The sequence below is a fragment of the Ruegeria sp. BI7 genome (assembly GCF_056537925.1).
Window position 1 is genome coordinate 110,278 of the sequence record NZ_JBQFSK010000001.1, and the last position, 25,731, is coordinate 136,008.

Here is a 25,731-nt window from a genome sequence, read left to right on the forward strand (position 1 = left end):
CCCCAGGCGAGTTAGCCCTGCAGCGACTTCACCTCAACATCGCCTTCGGCCTGTGCCTTGATCGCCAGCGCGGCAGCATGGCTGGCGGCCGCGGTGGTGAAATAGGGGATCTTGTCATAGAGCGCGATTGAACGGATGGACTTGCTGTCCTCGACCGCCTGTGCGCCTTCGGTGGTGTTCATCAACAATTGCACCTGACCGTCTTTCAGCATGTCAGCCACGTCAGGGCGGCCTTCATAGACCTTGTTGACCACATCACAGGCTACACCCTGTTCAGCCAGCCAGGACTGGGTGCCGCGTGTGGCCACCAGAGAAAAACCTTGCCCGGTCAGAACCTGCGCGGCCTCAAGCATCGCGGGGGTCTTGTCGGCATCCTTGATCGAGATAAACGCACGACCCGAGGACGGTAGTACCATACCAGCACCCATCTGTGCCTTTAGGAAAGCGCGGTGGAAGTCGCGGTCCCAGCCCATGACCTCACCGGTCGAGCGCATTTCCGGACCCAAAATGGTGTCGACGCCGGGGAAACGAGCAAATGGCAGCACCGCCTCTTTCACCGAAAACCACGGCATGTCCGGATCAGCCAGTGTCATCTGGTCTGCGATCTTGGTGTCCTGACCGTCCTGATAAGGCGGGCGCTGCGGGAAGTTCGCCAGCTTCTCACCAGCCATGACACGCGCGGCAATCGATGCGATGGCACTGTCGGTCGCCTTTGCGACAAACGGTACGGTCCGCGAGGCGCGCGGGTTGACCTCGATCAGATAAATCTCGCCATCCTTGATGGCGAACTGCACATTCATCAGGCCGACGACATTCAGAGCTTTGGCTAACTTGAACGCCTGATCCTTGATCTGATCCAGGATTTCTTTCGACAGCGAATAGGGCGGCAGCGAACAAGCCGAGTCACCCGAGTGAACGCCAGCCTCTTCGATATGCTGCATGATGCCAGCGACATGTACGGCCTCACCGTCGCAAATGGCATCCACGTCCAGCTCAACCGCACCGGCCAAATAACTGTCCAGCAGAACCGGGCTGTCGCCCGAGACCACCACAGCCTCGTTGATATAGCGTTTCAGCTGCTCCATATCGCGCACGATTTCCATCGCGCGGCCACCCAGAACGTAAGAGGGGCGGATGACCAGTGGGAAGCCAATCTCGTCGGCAATCTCCAGCGCCTGTTCATCGGTCGAGGCGATGCCGTTCTTGGGTTGTTTCAGGCCCAGATTATTGACCAGCGCCTGAAAGCGTTCACGGTCTTCGGCAAGGTCAATCGCATCCGGCGTGGTGCCGAGGATCGGGATACCTTCAGCCTCAAGCGCGTTGGCCAGTTTCAGCGGGGTTTGGCCGCCGAACTGAACGATCACACCGTGCAGCGTGCCGTTTTCCTGCTCTTTCGTCAGGATTTCCATGACGTGTTCGAATGTCAGCGGTTCAAAATACAGCCGGTCCGAGGTGTCATAGTCGGTCGAGACCGTCTCGGGGTTGCAGTTGACCATGATGGTTTCATATCCCGCTTCGGTTAGTGCGAAACAGGCGTGGCAGCAGCAATAATCGAACTCGATGCCCTGACCGATCCGGTTCGGTCCACCGCCAAGGATGACAACCTTTTTGCGGTCAGACGGGCGCGCTTCGCATTCGACCTCGCCCATCATGGGCGCTTCGTAGGTTGAATACATATAAGGCGTCTGTGCTTCGAACTCGGCGGCGCAGGTGTCGATGCGCTTGAACACGGCGTTGACGCCCAGATTACGGCGGGCGCGGCGGACGTTGTCCTCATCCCGGCCGGTCAGATTGCCCAGACGAGCATCGGTAAAGCCCAGCATTTTCAGCTTGCGGATACCGTCTTCGGTCACCGGCAGGCCATCTTTGCGGACAACGCGCTCAGCCTCGATGATCTCGCGAATACGGGCCAGGAACCATGGGTCAAATTTGGTGACGCCAAAGATTTCGTCATCGGTCAAACCGTGACGCATGGCCTGCGCGATGGTGCGCAGACGGTCGGGGGTCTGTTTGCTGATCGCCTTGATGACGGCAGCTTTGTCGCTGGCTTCTTCCCAGACACCGACGTTAAGCCCGGGGATTTCGATCTCATCAAAGCCGGTCAGACCCGATTCCATCGAGGCCAGCGCCTTTTGCATCGATTCGTGGATCGTGCGGCCGATGGACATGGCCTCTCCCACCGACTTCATGGCGGTAGTCAGGTAAGGCTCGGAGCCTGGGAACTTTTCAAAGGCGAATTTCGGGATCTTGGTGACGACATAGTCGATGGTCGGCTCAAACGAGGCCGGGGTGACCTTGGTGATGTCGTTGTCCAACTCGTCCAGCGTGTAACCCACGGCAAGTTTTGCGGCGATCTTCGCAATCGGGAAACCGGTCGCCTTGGACGCCAGCGCCGAGGAGCGCGACACACGTGGGTTCATCTCGATCACAACCATGCGGCCATCATCGGGGTTGATCGCCCATTGTACGTTCGAACCGCCGGTTTCGACCCCGATTTCGCGCAGAACGGCGATCGAACCGTTGCGCATGATCTGGTATTCCTTGTCGGTCAGCGTCAGAGCAGGGGCCACGGTGATCGAGTCGCCGGTATGCACGCCCATCGGATCGACGTTTTCGATGGAGCAGACGATGATGGCGTTGTCGGCGGTGTCGCGCACCACCTCCATCTCATACTCTTTCCAACCCAGCAGGCTTTCATCGACGAGGATCTGGTTGACGGGCGAGGCATCCATGCCCGAGCGGCAAAAATGGATATAATCCTCACGGTTATAGGCCACGCCGCCACCGGTGCCGCCCAGGGTAAAGGCAGGGCGGATAATGGCGGGCAGGCCGATTTCTTCCAGCTCATCCAGCGCCATCTGCACACCGGCGTCCAGATCGGTGGAACCGTCGTCGCGCTTGGGAGCGGTCACGATGGTTGCTTTGGGGTTTTCCAGCCCCAGCCGGTCCATCGCCTCGCGAAACAGGGCGCGGTCTTCGGCCATTTCGATGGCGTCGCGTTTGGCGCCGATCATCTCGACCCCGAACTTTTCAAGCACACCCATCTCTTCCAGCGCCAGCGAGGTGTTAAGCCCGGTCTGCCCGCCCATGGTGGGCAGCAAGGCGTCGGGGCGTTCTTTCTCGATGATCTTGGCGACAACCTCGGGGGTGATCGGTTCGATATAAGTGGCGTCAGCCAGACCGGGGTCGGTCATGATGGTGGCCGGGTTTGAGTTCACCAGGATGACCCGGTATCCCTCTTCGCGCAGCGCCTTACAGGCCTGTGCGCCGGAATAGTCAAATTCGCAGGCCTGACCGATGACGATGGGCCCCGCTCCGATGATCATGATCGACTGGATGTCGGTTCTTCTGGGCATGGCCTGGTTCCTTCGGTTAACTGCGAGTCAGGGCGCCCCCATGCGCCCAAATTGTCCTGCGTTATAGGGACCGCGCGAAAAGGTTCAAGGGGTATCGGAAACGGTGACGAAATTGCCGCTTTCCCCTCTTTCCCTTGCCGTCGTATTCTCTATACCGCGCAGCACGACAAATGAGGATGCAATTGCGTATTCGTTTCGATCAGGGGCCAGCCGGACCCGGAACAAGTTTCGACCGGCCAGCCAGTGTGATCCGTGCGGACAAGCCGGACGACGTGCCCCAGGCCCTGGTGGCGCTGGATGAGGCGCGCGCCGACGGTGCGTGGCTAGCCGGTTATGCCAGTTATGAGCTGGGCTATGTGCTTGAGCCGCGCTTGGCTGACCGACTGCCCGCGGATCGCCGTCTGCCTTTGCTGTGCTTTGGCGTTTATGAGGCCCCAGTGCAACGCGATCTTCCCTCGGCAGCTGGTGGCGTCACCGGATTTGAGCCCCGCTGGGATGAGGCACGGTATACGCGCGCCTTTCAACAGGTTCATGACGCCATCGGGGCCGGGGATATCTACCAGGCCAACCTGACCTTTCCTATCGACCTGACCACCCAGGGCGACAGCACCGCGCTATATGCCGCACTGGCTTCCGGGCAAGCGGTGGGTCACGGCGCGCTGGTACAGCAGGACGGCTTGCCTGATCTGCTGAGCCGCTCGCCCGAGTTGTTCTTTCGTACCGATGCGGATCGAGGGATTGAAACCCGCCCGATGAAAGGCACGCAACCTCGCAGCGATGATATGGCCGAGGACGCGCGACGCCGGGCCTTTCTGTCGATTGACGAAAAGAATCGGGCCGAAAACCTGATGATCGTCGATCTTCTACGAAATGACCTTAGCCGTGTTGCGCTGCCCGGATCGGTCAAAGTGCCCGAGCTGTTCAAAGTCGAAACTTATGCGACTGTGCATCAGATGGTCTCGTTGGTGCAGGCGCAGCTGCATTTGGGGGCCGAGCTGTCCGATATCCTGATGGCGCTGTTCCCCTGTGGTTCAATCACCGGTGCGCCCAAGATCCGTGCGATGGAGATTTTGGCCGATTTGGAACCCTGGCCCCGTGACATTTATTGCGGCGCCATCGGTTGGGCCGCGCCGGACGGCCGGTCCGAGTTCAACGTGGCGATCCGCACGCTAATGGTTGAGGATGGAAAAGCCACTCTGAACGTGGGCGGCGGCTTGGTCTGGGACAGCACAGCCCCATCGGAATACGAGGAAGCGCTATGGAAAGCCCGCTTTGCCCACCAGCTGATCCTGACTTCCGCATAATCGAAACGCTGGCCTTTCGGCCAGAACAGGGGTTCGTGCGACGTGATCGGCATTTGGCTCGGATGGCCCGATCCGCCCAAGCCTTTGGGATTTCCTTTGACGCGGACCGCGCCATTGATCTGTTGAACGGCGTGGGTGGCTCATCACCGCTTAGGTGTCGACTGACGCTGACCGCAGGTGGTCAGCTGGATATAACGACCGGAGCATTGGCCGATAATCCGACGATCTGGCGGTGCGCCATTGCCGAACCGCGCCTGATCGCGTCTGACATCTGGTTGCAGCACAAAACAACACAGCGTGCCATATACGACACCACTCGGGCGACTTTGCCTCATGGCATAAACGAGGTCCTGTTTCTAAACGAACGCGACGAGTTGTGCGAAGGCACCATCACCAATCTGTTTCTGCATATGCCGGATGGCCGTCGCCTAACGCCTGCGTTGTCCAGCGGCGTTCTACCCGGCATTCTGCGCGAAGAATTACTGAGTAATAAAGAGGTTACCGAAGCCACCCTGACCTTGACCGACCTGAAAAACGCAGAAAAACTCTATATGGGAAATTCGTTGCGTGGCCTGATCCGGGCGGAGTTGGCAATACAGTGAGCAAACAAACCGATTGGGCGGACAGCGGGGTGCCGTATCTGCGATTGCGGCTGGAATTTGGATTGTTTTTTATCGCTGCGCCGGTGCTGATCGCGGTGTTCTTTCCACCCAACTGGATGTTCCCGTCATTATTCACCTTCACGGTCATCGGGATTGTGTTGCTGCACATTACACCCGGCTTTGCCTGGGCTGAACTACGGTACAACTGGCGCAACTGGTCCTGGCGCGAGGTTGCTTTGTTTACCTTAGCCATGACGATCTTTTGCGCCGTGGTTGTGATGGCAATGCGACCCGAGGCGGCGTTTTTCCTACTGCGAAATCGACCCGAATTCCTTCTGGTGATTTGGATTGGTTACCCATTGCTGTCGGCCCTGCCGCAAGAGCTTTTGTTCCGGTCCCTGTTCTTCCGCCGCTATCACGAGATCTTGCCAAACGGACGCGCGGCCTATCTGCTTAACGCTGCGCTGTTTTCACTGGCACATCTGATGTATTGGAGCTGGATCGTCGCCGTTATGACCTTTGCCGGAGGGTTGCTGTTCACCTGGGCCTATCGCAAACGCGGATCGTTTTTCTACGCGGTCTTATTGCACGCGATCGCGGGAAACATCATCTTTGCCGCCGGTCTGGGTATCTATTTCTACTCGGGCAACGTGCAAAGGCCGTTTTGACGGCGCGACCTGCCTTGACTTTCCATGCCTGACAGGGTGTATCGGCGCGACGAATTCTGCGCCCGAAGGGATATTTTCATGCACGCCTACCGCAGCCACACCTGCGCCGCTCTGACCGCCGCCAATGTCGGTGAAACCGTCCGCCTGTCCGGTTGGGTGCATCGTGTCCGAGATCACGGTGGCGTGCTGTTCATCGACCTGCGTGATCATTTCGGAGTGACACAGGTTCTTTGTGACGGTGACAGCGCCGCCTTTGCCGAGCTGGAAAAGGTTCGGTCCGAATGGTGTATCCGCATCGACGGCACTGTCAAAGCGCGCGACGCTGAGCTGGTAAACCCGAAACTGCCCACCGGCGAGATCGAAATTTACGTGCGCGAATTGGAAGTGCTGGGCGCCGCTGATGAGCTGCCGTTGATGGTGTTCGGCGATCAGGAATACCCCGAAGAAACCCGCCTGCGCTATCGTTATCTGGACCTGCGCCGCGAGGCGATGCAGCAGAACATGATGCTGCGCTCGGACGTTGTGGCGTCCATGCGCCGTCGCATGTGGGATCAGGGGTTCCGCGAATATCAGACGCCGATCATCACTGCGTCGTCGCCGGAAGGCGCGCGTGACTTCTTGGTGCCTTCGCGTCTGCATCCGGGCAAGTTCTATGCGTTGCCGCAGGCGCCGCAGCAGTTCAAGCAGCTGATCATGGTGTCGGGCTTTGACAAATACTTCCAGATCGCGCCGTGTTTCCGCGATGAAGACCCACGCGCCGACCGCTCACCCACCGATTTCTATCAGCTTGACCTTGAGATGTCGTTTGTTGAACAGCAGGACGTGTTCGACACGATCCAGCCCGTTCTGACCGGTGTGTTCGAGGAGTTCGGTGGTGGTCGCAAGGTTGATCAGGAGTGGCCGCAAATCTCCTACAAGGACGCGGCACTTTGGTATGGCAGCGACAAGCCGGACCTGCGCAATCCTATTAAAATGCAAGTGGTCTCCGACCACTTCCGCGATTCTGGCTTCGCGATATTCGCGAAGCTGTTGGAGCAGGAAGGCACCGAAATCCGCGCCATTCCTGCGCCGACGGGTGGCAGCCGCAAGTTCTGTGACCGCATGAACGCTTTTGCCCAGAAAGAGGGTCTGCCCGGTATGGGCTATATCTTCTGGCGCGATCAGGGCGAAGGCATGGAGGCCGCAGGTCCGTTGGCCAAGAACATCGGCCCCGAGCGGACCGAGGCAATCCGTCAACAGCTGGGTCTGGGTGTTGGTGACGCCGCGTTCTTCCTGGGCGGCAAGCCGAAAGCCTTTGAAAAGGTGGCGGGTAAGGCGCGCGATGTGATCGGTGAGGAGTTGGGTCTGACCGAGAAAGACCGCTTTGCCTTTGCCTGGATCGTAGATTTCCCGATCTACGAACAGGACGAAGAATCCGGCACCATCGACTTTGAACACAACCCATTCTCGATGCCGCAAGGTGGTATGGCGGCCCTGCAAGGTAATCCTCTGGACGTGCGCGGCTATCAGTACGATCTGGCGTGCAACGGGTATGAGCTGGTCTCGGGTGCGATCCGGAACCACAAGCCTGAGATCATGCTGAAAGCCTTTGAACTGGCAGGCTATGGCGAGGATGAGGTGAAAAGCCGCTTTGGTGCGCTGTTCAACGCCTTCCACTATGGCGCTCCGCCGCACGGTGGTTGTGCTGCGGGGATCGACCGGATCGTGATGCTATTGGCTGATGAGGCCAACATCCGCGAAGTCATGATGTTCCCGATGAACCAGCGCGCCGAAGACCTGATGATGGACGCGCCATCCGATCCGACCTCGGATCAGTTGATGGAATTGGGATTGCGGATCATCCCACAGGATTGATCAATCACCCGCCGCAGCCCCTGCGGCGGGTTTTTCCTTTGGATCAGGTGCCACAAGCCTGTGGTTAATATTCTGCGGTAACTGCTGTGTTGCTTCAGTGTCGGTCAACGGACAGGATTTTGATCTGCGTGCAACACGGATGTTCCGGGCTGTTGCACGGGTCTGAGAATAGGCCCAGATCGTCAGGATCGTGGATGTCAGAAAATACGCCGTTATCAATTCAGATCGCCTCGCGCTGTTCCAGTCGCGCCTGAACGATGCCGGCGACCGTTGCGGCCAGCGCCGTAACTGGTCCTCCGCCTGCGCGCGTTTCGGCCAGTTTCTGCGCGGCATCCGCCAGAACCGTATCCTCGGCATCCCGGGCAACGCCGATCAGGAATTGGGCCGCATAATCCAAAGTGCGATGATCGTTCGGCCCGGCCAGTACATCTGCGATATGGGCCATGTCGTCTTGATAGGCCATCGGGTCCGGGTGGATAACCTCATCCCGAATGGCGTGCAGGTTGTTGGGTCGACGATCCTGGGGCAGGTTTTCCAGAATGAACTGCTGAAAATGAGAAAGTGATTTCAGGGGTTTGTTCAAAAACCCATCGGCACCTGCTTGCAACGCAGCCTCCTGACTGTGATCGTCGCCGGACATGCCCAGAATAGCGCCGATACGTGGGGTTGCTTCGGCCAATTCGGCAATCAGGTCGGCACCGGACCCATCTGGCAAGCCGATATCCACCAGAATGACAGAAGGGCGATAGATCTGCAGGTGGCGCCTAGCCGAGGTCAGGCAATCCGCCCGCCGGATACGCGCACCGCTATGCAGGCACATCAGCCGGATCGCGTCACAGGCAAAGCGGCTGTCTTCGACAACCAGAATGGTTTGACCCAGCAGAGGCCGCGTGGCCGTCGGCTGCGCGGGTGAGGCGAAGGGGCTCGAATCGTCCATGGCAGAACTCCTAATCAGCAGATGCCCTAAGCTAGGAACTTCTGGCTAACACAGGGTTAACGGCAATTTGGCGCACTTGTTCTTTGGCCAAACTGCCCCCATAACCGCGGCAACGCAGAACACAGGAGAGTTCAATGATTGGTCGTCTGAACCACGTCGCCATTGCCGTACCCGATCTTGAGGCCGCGTCCGCGCAATATAGCAATGCACTGGGCGCCAAGGTCGGTGCGCCGCAGGATGAGCCCGATCATGGCGTTACCGTTGTGTTCATCGAACTGCCCAACACCAAGATCGAATTGCTGTACCCGCTGGGTGAAAACAGCCCGATCAACGGCTTTCTGGAAAAGAACCCGGCAGGCGGAATCCACCATGTTTGCTATGAGGTCGAAGACATCATCGCTGCCCGTGATCACCTAAAGGAAACCGGTGCCCGCGTTCTGGGATCGGGCGAGCCGAAGATCGGCGCGCATGGCAAGCCGGTACTGTTCTTGCACCCCAAGGACTTTAACGGCTGTCTGGTCGAACTAGAACAGGTTTAATCAAGCGAGGCTGTCATGACGATCACTGCTGCACTGGTATTGTTTGCCGTCATCTGGTTCATGACGCTGTTGGTTGTGTTGCCCATCCGTATCAAAACGCAGGGCGATCTGGGTGATATCGTTCCAGGCACCCATGCGGGCGCGCCGGAAGTGCATCACATGAAGAAAAAGATGTGGATCACCACCGGGATTTCGGTGGTGCTCTGGGCTGTTATTGCCGGGATTATCATCTCTGGTGTGATCTCGGTGCGCGATTTCGACTGGCTGAACCAACTGGAACCGCGGAACTGAGCGTCAGGTCGAGAGACCTGACAGCTTGTGATAGATATGGGTGAAAGTGGCAACCCCGAGGATTGGGATCACCAGATTCACCAGCGGCACCGAGAGGGGAATGGCCATCAAGGTGCCGGCCAGCCAAATGGTGGCGGAGTGTTTGGCGCGCAGCTTGCGCGCACCGTCCCGCCCGATACGTCGCATCGCGGCCAGCGTGAAATACTCCCGACCCAGCAGAAACCCGTTCATTGCCCAGAAAATAAACGGCGCCAGTGGTGGGAACATCGCATAGAGGATCAGCGCCAGCAGGTTGGCAACAACCAGCACGCCCATGAAGTTAACCGCATCCCTTAACCCTTCGTTGAACGGGATGCCTGGAACGGCGGGCAAGGTGGGATAGTGTTTATCCTCGACCGCCTGCGCGACCTCTTCCAGAAACAAAGACGTAATCGCCGAGGCGACTGGCATCATCAGAAACACCGGCAGAATCAGCACCACAAAGATGCCGGAATAATTCAGAACATCGTTCAGCCACGGGACTGCGCCGATCCAGGGCAGCGAAATCTCATCCCCAGACAGTCTGTTGATCAGCCAGATTGCACCGGCGCAGGCCGCGATCAACAACACGATTGTCAGACCAACGCCACGCAAAAGAACGGCACGGAACTTGGAGTCTCCGATCTGACCAAGCGCCGCAAAAAACGCGTTGAGGATCATCATTCCTCGACCCATTCGGTCAGCGCTGCCACATCCGGGCGAGGGCGTTCTGGCGGGGCCGTGCCTTCGGTAGCAATGTGGATCAGGCCAACGATGCGCTCATTGTCTTGCAAGCCAAAGGCTTGACGGCAGAATTCTGGATCATGGGTTTGCCAGCCGGACAACCAGTTCGCCCCCCAACCCGCTGCAAGCGCCGCGTTCAGTAAGGCCAGACAGACAGCACCAGCCGAATAGGTCTGTTCAATCGCCGGGATTTTTTCGGATGGTTTCTGCACCTCGACCACGGCAACGGCCAGATGGCCCATGTCAAACTGGCTTTGCGCTTTTGCGATGTCCTCGGGCGTCTTGCCCAGGGCAACGCCCCGCTCGTGCGTCAACCCGGATAGGCGCGGCATTGCGCCTTTCTCAAGAACGATAAAGCGCCACGGCTCCAGCTTGCCGTGATCGGGGCTGCGGGCGGCGGCGGTCAAAAGCGGCAACAGCTCATCCCGCGTCGGGGCCGGAGCAATCAGCGTTTTGGCAGGGCGGGACCGGCGCGATTGCAGAAATTCCAGGGCAGCCGGGTTTTTCAAGGACATATGTTAACTTCCTTTACATGGGCAGTCTGTATCTGGTTGAGTATCTGGCGCGTTTCAAGTGCAATCAGCTGGATAGGCCGGATCATTTTCATTCCCCGGTGCCCCATGCAAGGGTGTTTACAGGCAAGAGGTGAAAAGATGGCCAGGCCGAAACTGCGCGACATACCCGACCTAAGCGCCCATGCCGTCCCTGGCATGGCGGTTCCGGTTCGGGTCACGCCGAAAGCCGCAAAGGACAGCATCACGATGGACAAGGGCGTAATCCGCATTACGGTCACTGTGCCGCCCGAAAACGGCAAAGCCAACGAAGCTGTGCGCCGGATACTGGCCACGGCCATGCAGGTGGCCCCTTCGACGCTGACCCTAAAACAAGGGCAGACTGCGCGGGACAAGCTGTTTGTCTATGCGCCTTGACTGGGTCTTTCGTGGATTTGATACACCCCTTCCGGCAAATCCAGCGCAGCGGCCAGATCGCGGACCTGCTCGGGCGACAAGGTTATTTTCTGGATCTTGTCTGTGCGTGGGTCCAGCTGCTCAAGCGTCACACATTCGGCGAAGCTGTTGATGACGACATCCTCTTGCAAAGGTTTGGGGCCTTCGTCCACCAGAGTAATGACTGTCGAGTCGAATTCATGCTCAATCGAAAACATATAGGCAGAGTGCAGGGAGCAAGGCGGCAATGCAACCCGTTCCCGTGCAATCCGACGGTGGCGGTCCCCCAGGTGTCGCGCTATGGTTTTTCAAACGGGACCACCGTTTCAAAGGAATATAAATGCGCCGTCTGATCTATTTGCTGTTTCCTCTGGTGCTGACGGCCTGCAGTGCTGGTGTTCTGCGTGTTCAACCGGCAAATGAATGGTCGCTGGATTCGAGTGAATTTCAGGTCGACGCCGCCGCGTTTCGGGAAATTAGCCGTCAGGTCGGCGACGAAGCCCGCGCCGAATGTCTGCGCCAGGCCAAGGTCGAAAATTGCGATTTCACGATATTGGTCGACCTGAACCCGCGCGCACCGGCAAATGCCTTTCAGACTCTGGATGATGACAATCAGCCGGTAATCATATTCACGCGTTCGATGATCCAATCTGCGAAGAACCCTGATGAACTGGCGTTTGTCATGGGGCACGAGGCGGCGCATCATGTATTGGGACACATCGCCCGGCAGTCGAAAAACGCCCAGGAAAGTGCCGCGATCTTCAGCGAATTGGGTAAGCTGCATGGCGAGGAAGGCAAAGACCTTGAACGCACGCAGAAATTGGGGGCCGAATTGGGTGTGCAGGTGAACGTGAAAGCGTTCGAGCTTGAGGCGGACCAACTGGGCACGATCATCACCCATAACGCGGGATACAACCCTTTAATTGGCGCCAAATATTTTGATCGCCTTCCCGATCCGGGGGATCAGTTTCTGGGAACGCACCCCCCAAATACCGACCGAGTTCAGATCGTTCTTGAAACCGCAAGACAATTGGGTTTGACGCAATGACCGCTTTGACACGGCTGGGCGTGATCCTGACGGACCGGGGGTCGAAATACGCGGTAACAGGCGCAGCCGTTGGCACGCGGGCCGATGTTGATGAAGTCTTGCAAGAGCTCAAGTCAGACAAGGCTTATGCCAAAGCCACGCACAACACCTGGGCGGCCATTTTGCCGACCGGGGCGTTGAAGGCCGATGACGGGGAAAGCGGTGCGGGCATGGTGATTCTAAGGATGCTTGAACGGGCCGGGCTGGACAGTCATGTGGTCATCGTCACCCGCTGGTACGGCGGAAAAAAGCTGGGTGGGGATCGATTTAGGCGCGTGCAGGACGCGACCCGAGCGTATCTGGATCATATCGGCGTCGGGCCTTGATGTGAGTCAAAGGCCCAAGCACCGGGCTGAGATATCCTGCTGCGGACAGATGGCAGGAAAGGACCTCTCATGCCCGATCAAGAAGTCTTGAAATTCCATGCAGGTCTTGTGGATCAGATGGCTACGAAACTTGGTGTGGATCTGCAGGAATCCGCGATTGAAGGTGATGTTTCGATCGATCAGCTTTCCGATGCTGTTCTGAGGTGTACGGGCTGTGCAAATCCCAATCATTGCCAGAGCTTCCTACAGCAGCCCGCGCAGGCGGGCCAAACGCCGGAATACTGCCGCAATCAGGAAATGCTCCGAAAACTGCAACCTTAACGACAGGAAGGTTTCATGCCGCATTAGAGTGGTCACCTGACGCGATAGGTGACCTACAGACTAGCAGAAACCAACACCGGTTTGCTGTGTTGAAAACATGATCAAAGCAGGAAAACTGATGGCGCGAAATTCTTTGGGGGATGTCGAAAAACACTTTTGGCTAACCCGTTCGGTGGCGCGATGTATGAAAATCTCGTTGACCGAAGCCATGGCAGAGAAACGGCTGACACCGGATCGCTATGCCGAACTGGTAACACGCTGCCGGGCATCGCAGTGCAGTAACCAATGTGCCATCTGGTTGTCTGAACAACAATCCGAGGCCCACACTGCACCCGAATTCTGTGCCAACGCTGATCTGTTGAACGCGTTGAAGACCTGATTACAGTTTGGAATGCGACCCGTCACACAGCGGAGGATTCCCGCTGTGTTTGCAGCCACAGAAAAAGACTTTTTTGCTGCTGTCCGCCGTGTACTTTACCGGTTCGAACCCGGTGTCTTTGTGCGATCCATCGCAAAACGGCTGCCGCTTGGATCGGCCGCATGCACACCAGAAATAGCTTTTCCCTTCGATCACTTCGACCGGGAAGGGACCTTTTTGCGCGATGGTGGGGCTGTCAGACATGTGGCTACTCCGTCTTTTGCTGATGTCACTCTACCAGTGTAGAGCGATACGCGAAAATCGGTAGCCTATGCTCATAAATCCGCTGTTTCTGAGGGGGTTACCGGCGTTGTTTCGCCTTTCTTCACGATCGCGTGATCGAATTCGTTGCAAATATGCCATTCAAGTCGTATTGTGAGACCGGCCCCGGATTCTTGGGCAATATCAGGAAATTAATAGAGGAATGACGGACATGAAACTCAAATTTGCTGCCGTTGGTGCATTTGCCCTTGTTTTGGCTGCTTGCTCGCAGCAGGAAGAACCGGCGCCGGTTTATATCACGCCTGAGTACGACAAATTCGGCACACCTAGCTGCCCGGCAGGAACTGAGCTGGCCACGACAGAAGCAGGCCAGACCGTCTGTAATCCGGTCGCACAATAACTATTCCGCGGGTGGCCCGATTTTAAGGCTGCCCGCACATTCTCGACAAAAAACCGCCCTCGGGGCGGTTTTTTCTTGCCCTCCATAAATCAATGCGGCTTCAGTTCCGTACACCGAAAAGTTGAAGGCTGATGAGAAACCTTCTTACACATCTCAAGGATCGAACGCGTTGGAGCTGGCAAGGGCTGGTCGCAACCTGGCGTGAAGAGTATTCGTTCCGCGCCTGGGTTTGGGCAAATCTGGTCTCGGCTGCTTTGGCCGTTTGGTTGCCGCTCGGTGAAGGGGTACGCGCCCTGATCCTGATTTTTGGCCTGCTTGTTTTGGTGGCCGAGCTGTTCAATACCGCGATTGAGCGCGCTGTCGATCACACCTCGACCGATCACAATAAACTGGCGGGGCAGGCCAAGGACGCCGCCAGTGCTGCTGTTGCGTTAACGGCTTTGGCGGCGGGATTGGCTTGGGTCATCGGGCTTCTAAGCCTGTTCTGAAGCCATCAATACCACCGCCGTTTTGTACCATAGCGATATCCCCGGTTTTGAATTCCGTAACTCCGTGGAAGGTAATAAGGCGAGGCATGTTTGTTGCTGAACGCTTGCCTTGACCGGTGGTGTCGTTTGACCGGTTTGACGTAATGAACCTTGGGTTTGCTCTTGTGGTGGTACACTTTCGGCTTGGTTTGATGTTTGTGTTTGCTGGACCGATGATAAACTTTAGGTGCGCCATAGTATCGCTGCACATGGTGTTTGCTGCGCAGGTGCAGGCTCAGCGGTTCGGACCCAATAATTATGAAACCGCCCGCGCGGACGTTGTCCGCAACAGCGGGAACGGCATAAAGTTGGGCAGCAAGTATAACCGTTATGCATTTCAGGCCAAAGGGGCGTAGGCAGGACATTGGAACTTCCTTCCTATAAGGCGGTATGTCCCGTCATAATCCACGAGTCTGGCGCAAAACACCAATAAACTTGCCTCACGCTTTGCCCAGCAGGGGTGACCGGATCAGGTCAGCTTGCCCCAAAGGTCATATTCGCCAGCCTCATCGACCTCGACCGAGACAATGTCGCCAGGGTTGAGGGTTTCAAACCCTTCGTCGATAAACAGATTCCCATCGATCTCGGGCGCGTCGGATTTGGTGCGGCAAGTGGCGGCTTCGCCATCGACCTCGTCCACGATCACCTCGATGGTCTGGCCGACCTTTGCGGCCAGCTTTGCCTCGGAGATCGCCTGTGCCTTCTCCATGAACCGCTCCCAGCGCTCTTGTTTGATCTCGGCCGGAACATGGTCGGGCAGATCGTTCGAGCGTGCGCCATCCACGTTTTCGTATTGGAAGCATCCCACGCGATCCAATTGCGCCTCATCCATCCAGTCCAAAAGCGTCTGGAACTCAGCCTCGGTCTCGCCGGGATAGCCGACGATAAAGGTCGAGCGCAGGGTGATATCGGGGCAGGTCGCGCGCCATGCTGCGATCTCGTCCAGTGTTTTCGCCGCTGCCGCCGGGCGGGCCATGCGTTTCAGAACGTCCGGGTGGGCATGTTGGAACGGAATGTCTAGATAGGGCAGGATGTTGCACCCGGCATCGGCCATCAGGGGGATCAGCTCGCGCACATGCGGGTAGGGGTAGACATAGTGTAGACGAACCCAGGCATCCAGCTGCCCCAGCTCACGCGCCAGATCGGTAATGTGGCTGCGCACCTCACGGTCCTTCCACGGGTTCACATCGTATTTCCGGTCCAGCCCATAGGCCGAGGTATCCTGCGAGATCACCAGCAATTCGCGCACGCCATTGTCGACCAGCTTTTCGGCCTCACGCAATATGGCGTGGGCGGGACGACTGGCCAGTTTCCCGCGCATGTCTGGGATGATGCAAAATTTGCACTTGTGGTTACAGCCCTCGGATATCTTGAGGTAGCTGTAGTGGCGCGGGGTCAACTGCACGCTGGCGGCGGGCAGTAGATCAACGAATGGATCAGGATCGGGGGGAACTGCTGAATGCACCGCATCCAGCACCTGTTCGTATTGATGCGGCCCGGTCACGGCCATAATGCGCGGGTGGTGTTCACGGATATAGTCGGGTTCGGCCCCCAGGCAGCCGGTCACAATGACCTTGCCGTTTTCCACCAAAGCCTCACCAATGGCGTCCAGAGACTCAGCCTTGGCGCTGTCAAGGAACCCGCAAGTGTTCACGATTACGGCATCGGCCCCGGAATAATCTGGCGAAATGCCGTACCCTTCTGCACGAAGACGGGTCAAAATCCGCTCGCTATCGACCAAGGCCTTGGGGCAGCCCAGCGACACCATACCAATGGTTGGTTGGTTGGTACGTGGCGTATCAGGCATCCGGGCGGCGGGCGCCAGGTCAGGGCGGAGGTTTGGTGGGTTCGTGCTCATGGCGCGGCATATAGTGGGGAACGCTTCCTCTTGCAAATACGGGCTGGGCTTTGGATGATCTTTTCAACGCATGCCAAATAAGCGGAGAGCAGAAAAATGAAGTGGCTGGTGCGCATACTCTTCTTATTCGCGGCCGCAATCGGGTTGGTCATCGGCGCCTTATTGCTGATGCCGGGGGATAAGTTGGCGGCGATTCTGGCGGAACAAGTCAAAAGCGAAACGGGGCGCGACCTGACATTGTCGGGGGATGTGAACCTGTCGTTCTGGCCCGTTCTGGGGATGGAGACCGGCCCTGTCACGTTTGGCAACGCACCCTGGGCTGGGTCCGAACCGATGCTCAGCGCCGAAAGCCTTGCCGTCGGCGTGGATGCTTCGGCGCTGCTGAACGGAGATTTACGGATAAGGCGGGTTGTCGCGGATAATCCGGTTTTGAGGCTCGAGTTATCCGATGGACGCGGCAATTGGGAATTAAGCACTCCGGTTGCCTCGCAGGCGACGACCGGAAGCAATACCGGCGCGTCACCTGCATCGCCGCAAGGTGCCGTGACGCTGGACCGTCTGGAACTGACCAATGCACAGTTGGTTTACATCGAAAATGGCGCAACGAAATTCAACTTCTCAAACGTTGATCTGTCGGCCAGTTGGCCGGGGCCAACCTCACCCATGGTCATGGAGGCGCGGATGGCAGTGCCAGGCGGCCACGTGAAAGTTGACCTCGAAATACCGGACCTGCCGACCTATGCGTCCGGGGCTGTCGCACCTTTGAAATTGGCTCTGACCGCGCCGGGCGGCGAGGTTGGGTTCGATGGCCGCGTCAACCTTGCTGGAGAAATGGACGGCGCGCTTGCGGTCAAAACCAGGAACACCGAGGAAATGCTGGCCGCTTTTGGACAGGCGGGTGTCGGGGTGCCGCTGGGATTGGGCCGCAAGGCCGATGTGTCTGGACAGATGACCTATACCAGCGAGGGCCGTATCTCACTGCGCAACATGGTGGCGCAGTTGGACCACAACCGCTTTACCGGAGAAACGGATATCGAGATTTCGGATCCGCCGAAAATCACCGCGCGGCTCAAGAGTGGGGATATTGACCTGTCACGTTTCAATGACGCGCCGGCATCGAGCGGGGGTGGGTCGGGAACGGCGTCCTCGCCCGACAGTGGGTGGTCCAAGGCCCCGATTGATGCCTCGGCCCTGTCGCTGGCCAATGGGGAAATACGCCTGACAGCCTCGTCCATTGTCCTGCCCGACATAGAACTGGGAGCCAGCGACCTGACGCTGATACTCGACCGGTCCCGTGCTGTGTTGCAGATGAACCCGGCCACTTTGTTCTCGGGTCAGGTGAACGGGCAGGTGGTGGCCAACAACCGCAATGGCCTGTCAGTCGGCGGTAAGCTGAAGGCGAAACACATGAACGTTCAACAAGCCCTGTCCACCCTCGCGGGGATTGAGCGTTTTACGGGTACAGGAACGGGTGAGTTTGAATTTCTAGGCGTCGGGCAGACCGAAGACCAGATCATGCGATCCCTCAGTGGCACGGGCAATCTGAATGTGGGGCAGGGCGTGATTTCGGGTTTTGATCTGGATCGCCTGATGGGGCGCGGCAAAGGTTCGGGTGGGACAACCGTGTTCAACAGCCTGACAGCCAGTTTTACCATTGATCAGGGTGTGCTGACCAATAACGACCTGCTGATGTCACTGGACAATTTCCGTGCAGATGGGACGGGCAAGGTCAATATCGGCGCGCGTAGGATCGACTATCTGTTTACCCCAACCGCGCTGCGGGCCAACTCGGGGCAGGGTCTGTCGGTGCCAGTGCGGATTGTCGGGCCGTGGAGCGACCCTTCGATTAAACCCGATTTGTCCAAAGTGATCGAGGCCGCCGCCGAAGGTCAGCTAAAAGACCTTGAGGACGACGCCAAGCAAAAGGTTCTGGACAAAGTGGGCGATGAATTGGGCACAGCAGTGACTGACAGTGAAAGTGTTGAGGATGCTTTGAAAAATAAGCTGGAAGAAGAGGCCAAGAAAGGCTTGTTCAAACTGTTGGGTGGAAATTAAAAGGCGGGGCGCCTTAGGCGCCCCGATCCCAAATTAGATGGTTTGGTCGTAATCGCCAACGCCGGGCTCAGTCCGGATGACGGCGTCGATATCGGCAAATATAGCGCGCATTTCTTCTTCGCTTTCGCTGCTTTCGCAGACCACAACCAGGTTTGGCGTGTTCGAGGACGCCCGCACCAGCCCCCAGCTGCCATTGTCCAGAATGACGCGGGCGCCATTGACGGTGACGACCTCTTTGATCGCGCGGCCTGCCAGGGTTTCACCCGCATCGGCCTTGGCAACCAGTTTGTCCACCAACCGTTTGAGAATGTCGTATTTCTCGGTATCGGCGGCATAGGGTGACATGGTCGGTGTCGCCCAGGTTTTTGGCAACGCCTTGCGCAGGTCCGACATGCTTTTGTCCGGGTTGCGATCCATCAGTTTGCAGATCTCGACCGCGACCCGCATGCCGCAGTCATAGCCGCGCCCGATCGGCTCTGCCAGGAAGTAGTGGCCCGATTTCTCGAACCCTGCCAGAGCATTGATTTCTTTAACCCGGCGCTTCATGTGGCTATGGCCGGTTTTCCAGTAATCGGCTTTGGCGCCGTGGGCCTGCAACTCGGGGTCGCTGGCAAACAGCCCGGTTGATTTGACGTCCGCCACAAAGGTCGCGTTGGGGTACAGCTTGGCCAGATCGCGGGCCATGATCACGCCGACCTTATCGGCGAAAATCTCTTCACCCTCGTCATCGACAACACCGCAGCGATCTCCGTCACCGTCAAATCCCAGCGCCATGTCGGCGCCGCTGGATTTCACGGTGTTGGCCATGTCGTGCAACATCTCCATGGCTTCGGGATTAGGGTTGTAGTTGGGGAAGGTGTAGTCTAGCCGGTTGTGGCTGGGCACGACCTCGACCCCCATCCGTTCGAAAATCTCGGGCGCAAAGGCTGACGCTGTACCATTACCCGTCGCACAGACAACTTTCAGCGGCCGGGACATTTTGAAGTCACCAACCAGGTCGTCGATATAAGCCTCTTTCACGCCGTCGACGAATTCGTACGAGCCCCCTTCGTGGGGGACGCCTTGTCCATTCAGAACGATGTCGCGCAATTCCGACATCTCGTCCGGGCCGTGAGTTAACGGGCGTTCAAAGCCCATCTTCACGCCGGTCCAGCCGTTCGGGTTGTGGCTGGCGGTGACCATGGCCACGGCAGGGACATCCAGATGGAACTGGGCGAAATAGGCCATAGGGCTTAGTGCCGGGCCGATATCCTTGACCTGAATTCCAGCCTGCATCAGGCCCAGGATCAACGCATTCTTGATTGCCAGCGAATAGTCGCGATAGTCGTTGCCGACCGCGATCACAGGCGCGATTCCACGCTTGCGCATCTGAGTGCCCAAACCCAGCCCCAGCGCCGTCATGCCCGGCAGATTGATCTCTTCGGGGTATTTCCAACGGGCGTCATATTCGCGAAACCCGGTGGGTTTGATCATCGGGTCGCGCAGAAAACTCCAGGTGTTCGGAGTCACCTCGGGGATGGGTTTGGTCATACTATCGCTCTTGCTTAAATCTGAATCGGGTTGGCTTTGGCCAATGCATCAAAGCGCATCAATGTGTCAATCAATTGAGGCATTTGATCCAGATAGATCATGTTGGGGCCATCACAGGGGGCGTTGTCCGGATCTTGGTGTGTTTCCATGAATACACCGGCTACACCAACGGCAACAGCCGAGCGTGCCATAACGGGCGCAAATTCGCGCTGACCACCGGATGCACCACCCAATCCACCGGGCTGAGCCACAGTGTGGGTGGCGTCCATTATCACCGGGTACCCGGTGCGAGCCATTTCCGGCAGAGATTGCATGTCCACCACGAGGCGGTTGTAGCCAAAGCTGACACCACGTTCCGTCAGCATGATGTTGTGATTGTCGGTGCTTTCGATCTTGGCCGCGACGTTCTGCATGTCCCAAGGGGCCAGGAACTGGCCTTTTTTGACGTTGACCACCGCGCCTGTTGCGCCTGCGGATTTAAGAAGGGCGGTTTGACGGCAAAGGAAAGCGGGGATTTGCAGGATGTCACACACCTCGGCAACGGACGCGCATTGTTCTTTCTCATGTACATCCGTGGTGACTGGCACGCCAATGCTGTCCTTTACCGATTGCAGCACCGCTAAACCTTTGTCGAGGCCCAGTGCAGGAGCTGCGTTTACAGAGGTGCGGTTAGCCTTGTCGAACGAGCCTTTAAACACATACTGAGCACCGGCGGCGTCGCAGGCCTCTTTCATTTTGCCTGCGATCATCTGGGCGTGATCGGCGGTTTCAAGTTGGCAGGGGCCGGCAATGATCGTCAGAGGCAGATCATTACCGACCGTGAGATCGGAGATTTTTACATGTTTCATGTGTCTTACGAGGATACCTGTTCACGAAGGACCGACGCGGTAAGCGAGATCATCAGGTAGATACCAGCAAACAATAGGAAAGCCAAAATCGTATTTTCAAACTTGCGCGGATAGCTGGGTTCCTCACTGGCGACCGGGTTCACTGAAACCGTCAGATAACGCACTTTGCGGTTGGCTTCGGTCCGTGTGGTTTCCATCTGTTCCATTGCGGTTTGCAGCATCAAATCACGAGCCACAAGGTCGGCCTGGGCCATCTGAATTCGCACGCTTAAACGCGCCAGCGAGTTTTCGCCTGCTGACGCGTCCAGCATTTCGGCGTTCAGTTCTGCCAGGGCAACTTCAAGTCGTTGAATGTCCGCACGGACACCATCCACTTTGGCTTGGTTCGGGCGCAAGTTGTCCAAAAGTGCGGCCAGCTGCAGTTCTTTTTCCTGCAACTCGATTTCGATTACGTTGATCCGTTCGCGCAGGCCAAGGAGGACGTTTTCTGGGTCCAAAACCGCCCCCTGAAGCTGCAGCTCGATCAGTTCCTCCTGAGCTTTTCGACGTTCGTTCTGAGCCAATTCAAAACCGGCCCGGGCATCGCGCATTTGGTCTTCGCGTTTCAATTCGGTCAGACCGTTGATGGTTTCCTCGGCATAGGACAGTAGAAGATTGGAAAGTTCGACTGAAATCTCGGGGCTTGGTGCCGCAACTTCCATCCGGATGATACCGTCGCTGGGGTCGTACCCAATGGTAATCATCCGCTTGTAAAGCTTATAGGTATCCTCAAGAGATGCATCCTGCGGCAGGCGTTGAATCGGATCGATCCAATCCTGCTTGAAGATTTCGGAAAAATTGGTGTCGTTCTCAAGTCGCACCAGCGCGTCTTTGGATTCCAAAAATTCCTGCGTGGCAACGGAATCTTGTGCAGTGGCGAATTGAGTACCTGCAAGAAACCCACCAAAGGACGCCCCGCCGCCGTCTGCCTGCAAGATTGAAAAGGCGGAATCGCTGGCGTACATCGGTGTTGCGTACCGATAGAAATAGGTGCCCACAATCAGCGTCGGCAGCAGTACAAAGGCTGCCAGACGCGCAAACAGCGCAAACAGCTTGCGTTTGCGGCGGCGTGCGATGTCCTTTTGAATTTCACCGATTTCAAGATTTCGCCGCTCGGCTGGCGTTAGCTCCGGACCGGTAAGGCCTTGGGAAGAGTCCGAAATCGTCTGCGGCAACTGGATCTTGATCTTGTCCTTTGCTTGATCATTCGAACCTGTTTTTTCGGCTGCCAAATCCAGTAAGTTGGCACGTTCGAACGGATCGATGCCCTTTTTACGCAATAGCCGCACCGCGTCGTAATCCGACGTTGCAGCAAGCCCGTTTTTCTGGGCCAGACGACGCGCCACACGCAGTTGGCGACCGGTTAGCCCTTCGCGCTTGATCGCCTCAATATCGGTCGAGGGAGACGGGTTATTTGCCGCCTCAGACGGTTGCGTCGCTTTTCTGATGCGCGAAATCGCGTCGGCCCGTGCGTCTGCGGAACCCGAGCCCTGACGATTGCGGCGCCAGCGATATTTTTTAGCCTTGGGTTTGGTAGTCATATAACTGTCGTGCCTCTTCCAAGGTGTCGAACATGTAAAGCTGACCGTCCAATAGAACGGCCGCCTGCTGTGCAAATTTCTCAAGAACGTCGGGATTGTGGGACACGATCACCAGTGTGGTTGTCCGCAAACGCTCTCGCAGGATGTCACCTGCTTTTCGGTTGAATTCTACATCCGTGGATGAGGGCATGCCCTCATCAATCAGGTACATGTCAAAATCCAGCGCCAGCATCAGGGCAAATGTAAAGCGAGCCCGCATACCGGATGAATAGGTCCCGATTGGCTGGTTGAAATACTCACCCAGATTGCACAGCCAGCTGCAATACGCCTCGACATAGTCGGGATCCATTCCGTAGATTTTGGCGATGTAGCGGGCGTTTTCCAGGGCCGAAAGCTTTTTGACCACACCGCCGGAAAACCCCATCGGGAACGAGATGCGGCAGGATTTGCGGATCACACCCTCATCCGGTTTTTCCAGCCCGGCCATCATGTTGATCAATGTCGTCTTGCCGGTGCCGTTTGGGGCCAATATGCCAATCGACCGGCCCAGTTCGATCTGGAACGAGACCCGATCCAGGATCACCTTGCGGCGGGTCCCGGTCCAAAAGGACTTACTGACATTCTCAAACTCAAGCATTCACGGCCTGCTGCTCGGGCGTTTGTTTGGTACACCGCCCAGGTTGGTAAACCATCGACAAATTTATTGGTCCATGTTGGCTACATTATGTCGAATTGTGAAACAAATGATCAATGCGTACCGTCGCTGCGCTGTTGGTTTTGTGACTTTTGCATCTGTTGGCCTTGGGGTGTCCGTTGACTATCTTTCCTTTCGACCGTCAACCAATTTGATGCAGGAAGTCTTGCGATCTGATGAATTCGCTACAGAAAGAAATTGAGGCCTGCCGTATTTGCGCAGACAGGTTTCAGACCACGTTTACCGCGCATAAGCCGCGTCCGGTGGTCTGGTTTTGGTCTGGTACGCCATTGTTGATCGCAGGGCAGGCGCCTGGCGCGCGGGTCCATGCCTCGGGGCGTCCGTTCACCGATCCCTCTGGCGACCGTCTGCGGGACTGGCTGGGGATTGACGAGGCCGTATTCTATGACCGCGCCCGCGTGTCGACCGTTCCGATGGCCTTTTGCTTTCCTGGATATAACGAGCGTAAAGCCGACCTACCACCGCCGCCCATCTGCGGAAAGACATGGCATGACAGGGTGATGGATGAGTTAGGCGAGGTACCGCTGACGGTTCTGGTCGGGGGGCATGCGCACAAATATCACTTGGGTGTACGTACGGCCGTGACCGAAACCGTGCGCAACTGGCGAGACCATGCGCCGCGCGTCTTTCCCTTGCCTCATCCGTCTTGGCGGAATACGGCATGGCTAAAGAAAAACCCGTGGTTCGAAGCTGAACTGCTGCCGGTTCTGCGTGCGCGGGTGCAAGAGGTTCTGAATGACTGACGCCACGGCCCTTGACGCCGCCCATGCCACGATGGAGGCAAATCCGCAGGATGACGCGGCGCGTCTGCGGTTTTTTGAGCGCCTGGCAGACTCTGAGCTGTTTCTGTTGCTGGCCGAAGAAGCGCAGGACGAGAATATCTTGCCCGAGCTGTTCGATGTTGCGGATGGCCGCTTTGTACTGGCCTTTGATCGCCACGACCGTTTGGCCCGATTTGCGGAACGTCCCGTGCCTTACGTCGCGCTGTCGGGGCGGGTGCTGTCGACGATGCTGGCAGGGCAGGGGATCGGGCTGGGTCTGAACCTTGAGGTCGCACCTTCATCCATGCTGATCCCGGCCGAAGCGCTGGGCTGGCTGGCCACCACGTTGGAACATGCACCAGAAGAGGTACAGCAACGTCTGGCAGAGTTCATGCCGCCAAAGGGCATGCCGGATGATCTGTTGACAGCGCTGGACACGAAACTGGCCACAGCCGTCGGCTTGGCCGAAGCTGCGTTTCTTGTTGGGACCAAGACGGAAGAGGGCGGCATGGGCCACCTTCTTGGTTTTGTCGGAGCGGTTGAGGGGGCTGAGCCCGCACTGGCCAAAGCCGCGTCCGAAGCACTGACCTTTTCCGGGATCGAGGCTGGGGCGATGGATGTCGGTTTTTTTGGCCCGCATGATCCAGCATCAGCGGCACTGGCACGGGTTGGCTTACGGTTCGACTTGCCACAGCCCGAGGCGCGCGTCATCGAACAGGTTACGCCGGGCAGTAACCCGGATAAGCCACCAATTTTGAAATAGGTGGTCAGGCAAGCCCCGCGATCCAACGAACCGCGGGGCGTCGCGACTATTCTGCTGCTGCTTCCAGCTTGTCTTGTGTGCGGGTGTCAAAATCGCTTGCGTCGTGGCGTTCGTGCAGCTGCGTTTGCGGCTCACCAAACGCACGGTTGACCATGCGGCCACGCTGAGCAGCGGGGCGCGCGTCGATCGCCTTGGCCCACCGCATCACATTTTTATAGGACTCGACATCCAGGAACTCGGCGGCGCTGTAGAGGCGGCCCAACACCAGTTGGCCATACCAGGGCCAGATGGCCATATCAGCAATGGTATAGTGTTCGCCTGCAATATAAGCGTTTTCAGCCAGTTGCCGGTCCAGCACGTCCAGCTGCCGTTTGGCCTCCATCGCGAAGCGGTTGATCGGGTATTCCCATTTCTCAGGCGCATAGGCGTAGAAATGGCCAAAACCGCCGCCAAGGTAAGGCGCACTGCCCATCTGCCAAAACACCCAGTTCATCACCTCGGTGCGTTCCTGACCCGATTTCGGCAGGAAAGCATCGAACTTTTCGGCCAGATGGAACAGGATCGAGGCGCTTTCAAAAACACGCACAGGCGCATCACCCGAGCGGTCCCAAAGCGCAGGGATTTTTGAGTTCGGATTGGCGTCGACAAAGCCCGAGCTGAACTGGTCCCCCTCGCCGATATTAACCAGCCATGCGTTGTATTCGGCACCTTCGTGACCCAGCGCCAGTAGTTCTTCCAGCATCACTGTGACTTTGACACCGTTTGGGGTGGCCAGTGAATAAAGTTGCAATGGATGCTTTCCGACCGGCAGGTCCTTGTCATGGGTCGCCCCGGCAATGGGTCGGTTGATATTGGCAAATCGACCACCGCTTTCGCTGTCCCATGTCCAGACTGCGGGGGGCGTGTATGGGGATTGCTCGCTCATCTATCGTCTTTCTCAGCTGCGTTCTGGTAAAGTTTATGTCCGTCTCAACAGCTAATGTTGCAAAGCCCCGAGTCCAACCCCGGATGTTGGGGCAGTTTTGTAACATTCGGGATCGGACCTCTCACATTTCTTCAT

28 protein-coding genes are annotated in these 25,731 nt (G+C 57.4%); 16 read left to right on the forward strand and 12 right to left on the reverse strand.

Going from position 1 to position 25,731, the window contains the following annotated elements; all coding sequences use genetic code 11:
* Nucleotides 1-11: 11 nt before the first annotated feature.
* Nucleotides 12-3,356: a carbamoyl-phosphate synthase large subunit gene (gene carB, locus ACR0JB_RS00545; RefSeq protein WP_170504575.1), complete on the reverse strand. Its 3,345-nt coding sequence runs from the start codon at nucleotides 3,354-3,356 to the stop codon at nucleotides 12-14.
* Between the two features lie 176 nt (nucleotides 3,357-3,532).
* Here carB and ACR0JB_RS00550 point away from each other — a divergent pair, with 176 nt between their 5' ends.
* The 4 genes from ACR0JB_RS00550 to aspS all read left to right on the forward strand — a co-directional run bounded on the left by ACR0JB_RS00550 (nucleotide 3,533) and on the right by aspS (nucleotide 7,784).
* Entirely contained in the window at nucleotides 3,533-4,660 is a 1,128-nt protein-coding gene (locus ACR0JB_RS00550) for an aminodeoxychorismate synthase component I (protein WP_170504578.1), read from the forward strand.
* Entirely contained in the window at nucleotides 4,615-5,262 is a 648-nt protein-coding gene (locus ACR0JB_RS00555) for an aminotransferase class IV family protein (RefSeq protein ID WP_170395459.1), read from the forward strand. Before ACR0JB_RS00550 ends, ACR0JB_RS00555 begins: the two co-directional genes overlap by 46 nt.
* Complete coding sequence (locus ACR0JB_RS00560) at nucleotides 5,259-5,930, forward strand: CPBP family intramembrane glutamic endopeptidase (protein WP_170395461.1); 672 nt, start codon at nucleotides 5,259-5,261, stop codon at nucleotides 5,928-5,930. The genes ACR0JB_RS00555 and ACR0JB_RS00560 overlap by 4 nt, the downstream gene beginning before the upstream one ends.
* A gap of 78 nt (nucleotides 5,931-6,008) precedes the next feature.
* Nucleotides 6,009-7,784 carry an aspartate--tRNA ligase gene (aspS, locus tag ACR0JB_RS00565; RefSeq protein ID WP_170395463.1) on the forward strand — a complete coding sequence of 592 codons (1,776 nt, stop codon included), beginning with the start codon at nucleotides 6,009-6,011 and terminating at the stop codon, nucleotides 7,782-7,784.
* Between the two features lie 220 nt (nucleotides 7,785-8,004).
* Here the strand turns inward: aspS and ACR0JB_RS00570 are convergent, their stop codons facing one another.
* A complete protein-coding gene (locus tag ACR0JB_RS00570) occupies nucleotides 8,005-8,721 on the reverse strand; it encodes a response regulator (RefSeq protein WP_170395465.1) in 717 nt (238 codons plus the stop codon).
* A 134-nt stretch (nucleotides 8,722-8,855) separates the two neighbouring features.
* Here ACR0JB_RS00570 and mce point away from each other — a divergent pair, with 134 nt between their 5' ends.
* Nucleotides 8,856-9,260: a methylmalonyl-CoA epimerase gene (gene mce, locus ACR0JB_RS00575; RefSeq protein WP_170347876.1), complete on the forward strand. Its 405-nt coding sequence runs from the start codon at nucleotides 8,856-8,858 to the stop codon at nucleotides 9,258-9,260.
* A 15-nt stretch (nucleotides 9,261-9,275) separates the two neighbouring features.
* Entirely contained in the window at nucleotides 9,276-9,551 is a 276-nt protein-coding gene (locus ACR0JB_RS00580) for a DUF1467 family protein (protein ID WP_170347877.1), read from the forward strand.
* 3 nt (nucleotides 9,552-9,554) lie between these two features.
* Here ACR0JB_RS00580 and ACR0JB_RS00585 read toward each other — a convergent pair whose 3' ends face one another.
* Together ACR0JB_RS00585 and ACR0JB_RS00590 are read right to left on the reverse strand one after the other, a co-directional pair.
* Complete coding sequence (locus ACR0JB_RS00585) at nucleotides 9,555-10,250, reverse strand: EI24 domain-containing protein (RefSeq protein ID WP_170395901.1); 696 nt, start codon at nucleotides 10,248-10,250, stop codon at nucleotides 9,555-9,557.
* Nucleotides 10,250-10,828, reverse strand: coding sequence for a nitroreductase family protein (locus ACR0JB_RS00590; RefSeq protein WP_170347878.1), 579 nt, complete (start codon nucleotides 10,826-10,828; stop codon nucleotides 10,250-10,252). Before ACR0JB_RS00590 ends, ACR0JB_RS00585 begins: the two co-directional genes overlap by 1 nt.
* A gap of 138 nt (nucleotides 10,829-10,966) precedes the next feature.
* Between ACR0JB_RS00590 and ACR0JB_RS00595 the strand changes: the two genes are divergently transcribed.
* Nucleotides 10,967-11,242: a DUF167 domain-containing protein gene (locus ACR0JB_RS00595; protein WP_170395467.1), complete on the forward strand. Its 276-nt coding sequence runs from the start codon at nucleotides 10,967-10,969 to the stop codon at nucleotides 11,240-11,242.
* Here the strand turns inward: ACR0JB_RS00595 and ACR0JB_RS00600 are convergent.
* Nucleotides 11,230-11,478: a hypothetical protein gene (locus ACR0JB_RS00600; protein ID WP_170347880.1), complete on the reverse strand. Its 249-nt coding sequence runs from the start codon at nucleotides 11,476-11,478 to the stop codon at nucleotides 11,230-11,232. The two genes, ACR0JB_RS00595 and ACR0JB_RS00600, sit on opposite strands and share 13 nt — an antisense overlap.
* A gap of 122 nt (nucleotides 11,479-11,600) precedes the next feature.
* Here ACR0JB_RS00600 and ACR0JB_RS00605 point away from each other — a divergent pair, with 122 nt between their 5' ends.
* From ACR0JB_RS00605 to ACR0JB_RS00620, 4 genes are all read left to right on the forward strand, one after another.
* Nucleotides 11,601-12,308, forward strand: a complete 708-nt coding sequence (locus tag ACR0JB_RS00605; RefSeq protein ID WP_170504584.1) for a M48 family metallopeptidase — start codon at nucleotides 11,601-11,603, stop codon at nucleotides 12,306-12,308.
* On the forward strand, nucleotides 12,305-12,673 hold the full coding sequence (locus ACR0JB_RS00610) for a YigZ family protein (protein ID WP_170395471.1): 369 nt from the start codon (nucleotides 12,305-12,307) through the stop codon (nucleotides 12,671-12,673). The genes ACR0JB_RS00605 and ACR0JB_RS00610 overlap by 4 nt, the downstream gene beginning before the upstream one ends.
* A gap of 69 nt (nucleotides 12,674-12,742) precedes the next feature.
* Entirely contained in the window at nucleotides 12,743-12,994 is a 252-nt protein-coding gene (locus tag ACR0JB_RS00615; protein WP_170347883.1) for a DUF6455 family protein, read from the forward strand.
* Nucleotides 12,995-13,112: 118 nt separating this feature from the next.
* Nucleotides 13,113-13,373 (forward strand): DUF6455 family protein, encoded by a 261-nt coding sequence (locus tag ACR0JB_RS00620; protein ID WP_170347884.1) that lies wholly within the window; start codon nucleotides 13,113-13,115, stop codon nucleotides 13,371-13,373.
* Here ACR0JB_RS00620 and ACR0JB_RS00625 read toward each other — a convergent pair whose 3' ends face one another.
* Entirely contained in the window at nucleotides 13,374-13,616 is a 243-nt protein-coding gene (locus ACR0JB_RS00625; RefSeq protein WP_170347885.1) for a CDGSH iron-sulfur domain-containing protein, read from the reverse strand.
* A 229-nt stretch (nucleotides 13,617-13,845) separates the two neighbouring features.
* On the opposite strand from ACR0JB_RS00625, the gene ACR0JB_RS00630 reads away from it, so the two are divergent.
* Complete coding sequence (locus tag ACR0JB_RS00630) at nucleotides 13,846-14,034, forward strand: hypothetical protein (RefSeq protein WP_170347886.1); 189 nt, start codon at nucleotides 13,846-13,848, stop codon at nucleotides 14,032-14,034.
* Between the two features lie 131 nt (nucleotides 14,035-14,165).
* Complete coding sequence (locus ACR0JB_RS00635; RefSeq protein ID WP_170395473.1) at nucleotides 14,166-14,522, forward strand: diacylglycerol kinase; 357 nt, start codon at nucleotides 14,166-14,168, stop codon at nucleotides 14,520-14,522.
* 508 nt (nucleotides 14,523-15,030) lie between these two features.
* Here ACR0JB_RS00635 and rimO read toward each other — a convergent pair.
* Nucleotides 15,031-16,419, reverse strand: coding sequence for a 30S ribosomal protein S12 methylthiotransferase RimO (gene rimO / locus ACR0JB_RS00640; protein WP_226688757.1), 1,389 nt, complete (start codon nucleotides 16,417-16,419; stop codon nucleotides 15,031-15,033).
* Nucleotides 16,420-16,515: 96 nt separating this feature from the next.
* On the opposite strand from rimO, the gene ACR0JB_RS00645 reads away from it, so the two are divergent.
* Nucleotides 16,516-18,474 carry an AsmA family protein gene (locus tag ACR0JB_RS00645; RefSeq protein WP_480789610.1) on the forward strand — a complete coding sequence of 653 codons (1,959 nt, stop codon included), beginning with the start codon at nucleotides 16,516-16,518 and terminating at the stop codon, nucleotides 18,472-18,474.
* Between the two features lie 33 nt (nucleotides 18,475-18,507).
* Here ACR0JB_RS00645 and ACR0JB_RS00650 read toward each other — a convergent pair whose 3' ends face one another.
* The 4 genes from ACR0JB_RS00650 to ACR0JB_RS00665 are packed head-to-tail and all read right to left on the reverse strand — an operon-like array spanning nucleotide 18,508 to nucleotide 23,069.
* Nucleotides 18,508-20,004, reverse strand: a complete 1,497-nt coding sequence (locus ACR0JB_RS00650) for a phosphomannomutase/phosphoglucomutase (RefSeq protein ID WP_170395479.1) — start codon at nucleotides 20,002-20,004, stop codon at nucleotides 18,508-18,510.
* Between the two features lie 14 nt (nucleotides 20,005-20,018).
* On the reverse strand, nucleotides 20,019-20,852 hold the full coding sequence (gene kdsA / locus ACR0JB_RS00655; protein ID WP_170360482.1) for a 3-deoxy-8-phosphooctulonate synthase: 834 nt from the start codon (nucleotides 20,850-20,852) through the stop codon (nucleotides 20,019-20,021).
* A gap of 5 nt (nucleotides 20,853-20,857) precedes the next feature.
* Nucleotides 20,858-22,432 carry a KpsE/RkpR family capsule polysaccharide export protein gene (locus ACR0JB_RS00660; protein ID WP_170395481.1) on the reverse strand — a complete coding sequence of 525 codons (1,575 nt, stop codon included), beginning with the start codon at nucleotides 22,430-22,432 and terminating at the stop codon, nucleotides 20,858-20,860.
* Complete coding sequence (locus tag ACR0JB_RS00665) at nucleotides 22,410-23,069, reverse strand: ABC transporter ATP-binding protein (RefSeq protein ID WP_170347894.1); 660 nt, start codon at nucleotides 23,067-23,069, stop codon at nucleotides 22,410-22,412. The genes ACR0JB_RS00660 and ACR0JB_RS00665 overlap by 23 nt, the downstream gene beginning before the upstream one ends.
* Before the next feature lie 233 nt (nucleotides 23,070-23,302).
* Between ACR0JB_RS00665 and ACR0JB_RS00670 the strand changes: the two genes are divergently transcribed.
* Together ACR0JB_RS00670 and ACR0JB_RS00675 are read left to right on the forward strand one after the other, a co-directional pair.
* Nucleotides 23,303-23,890 (forward strand): uracil-DNA glycosylase family protein, encoded by a 588-nt coding sequence (locus tag ACR0JB_RS00670; RefSeq protein WP_480789611.1) that lies wholly within the window; start codon nucleotides 23,303-23,305, stop codon nucleotides 23,888-23,890.
* On the forward strand, nucleotides 23,883-24,671 hold the full coding sequence (locus tag ACR0JB_RS00675; RefSeq protein ID WP_170395485.1) for an SseB family protein: 789 nt from the start codon (nucleotides 23,883-23,885) through the stop codon (nucleotides 24,669-24,671). The genes ACR0JB_RS00670 and ACR0JB_RS00675 overlap by 8 nt, the downstream gene beginning before the upstream one ends.
* 46 nt (nucleotides 24,672-24,717) lie before the next feature.
* On the opposite strand, the gene yghU is transcribed toward ACR0JB_RS00675, so the two are convergent.
* The gene (gene yghU, locus ACR0JB_RS00680; RefSeq protein ID WP_170395487.1) at nucleotides 24,718-25,596 is read right to left on the reverse strand and encodes a glutathione-dependent disulfide-bond oxidoreductase; all 879 of its coding nucleotides are present in this window, start codon (nucleotides 25,594-25,596) and stop codon (nucleotides 24,718-24,720) included.
* Nucleotides 25,597-25,731 lie beyond the last annotated feature (135 nt).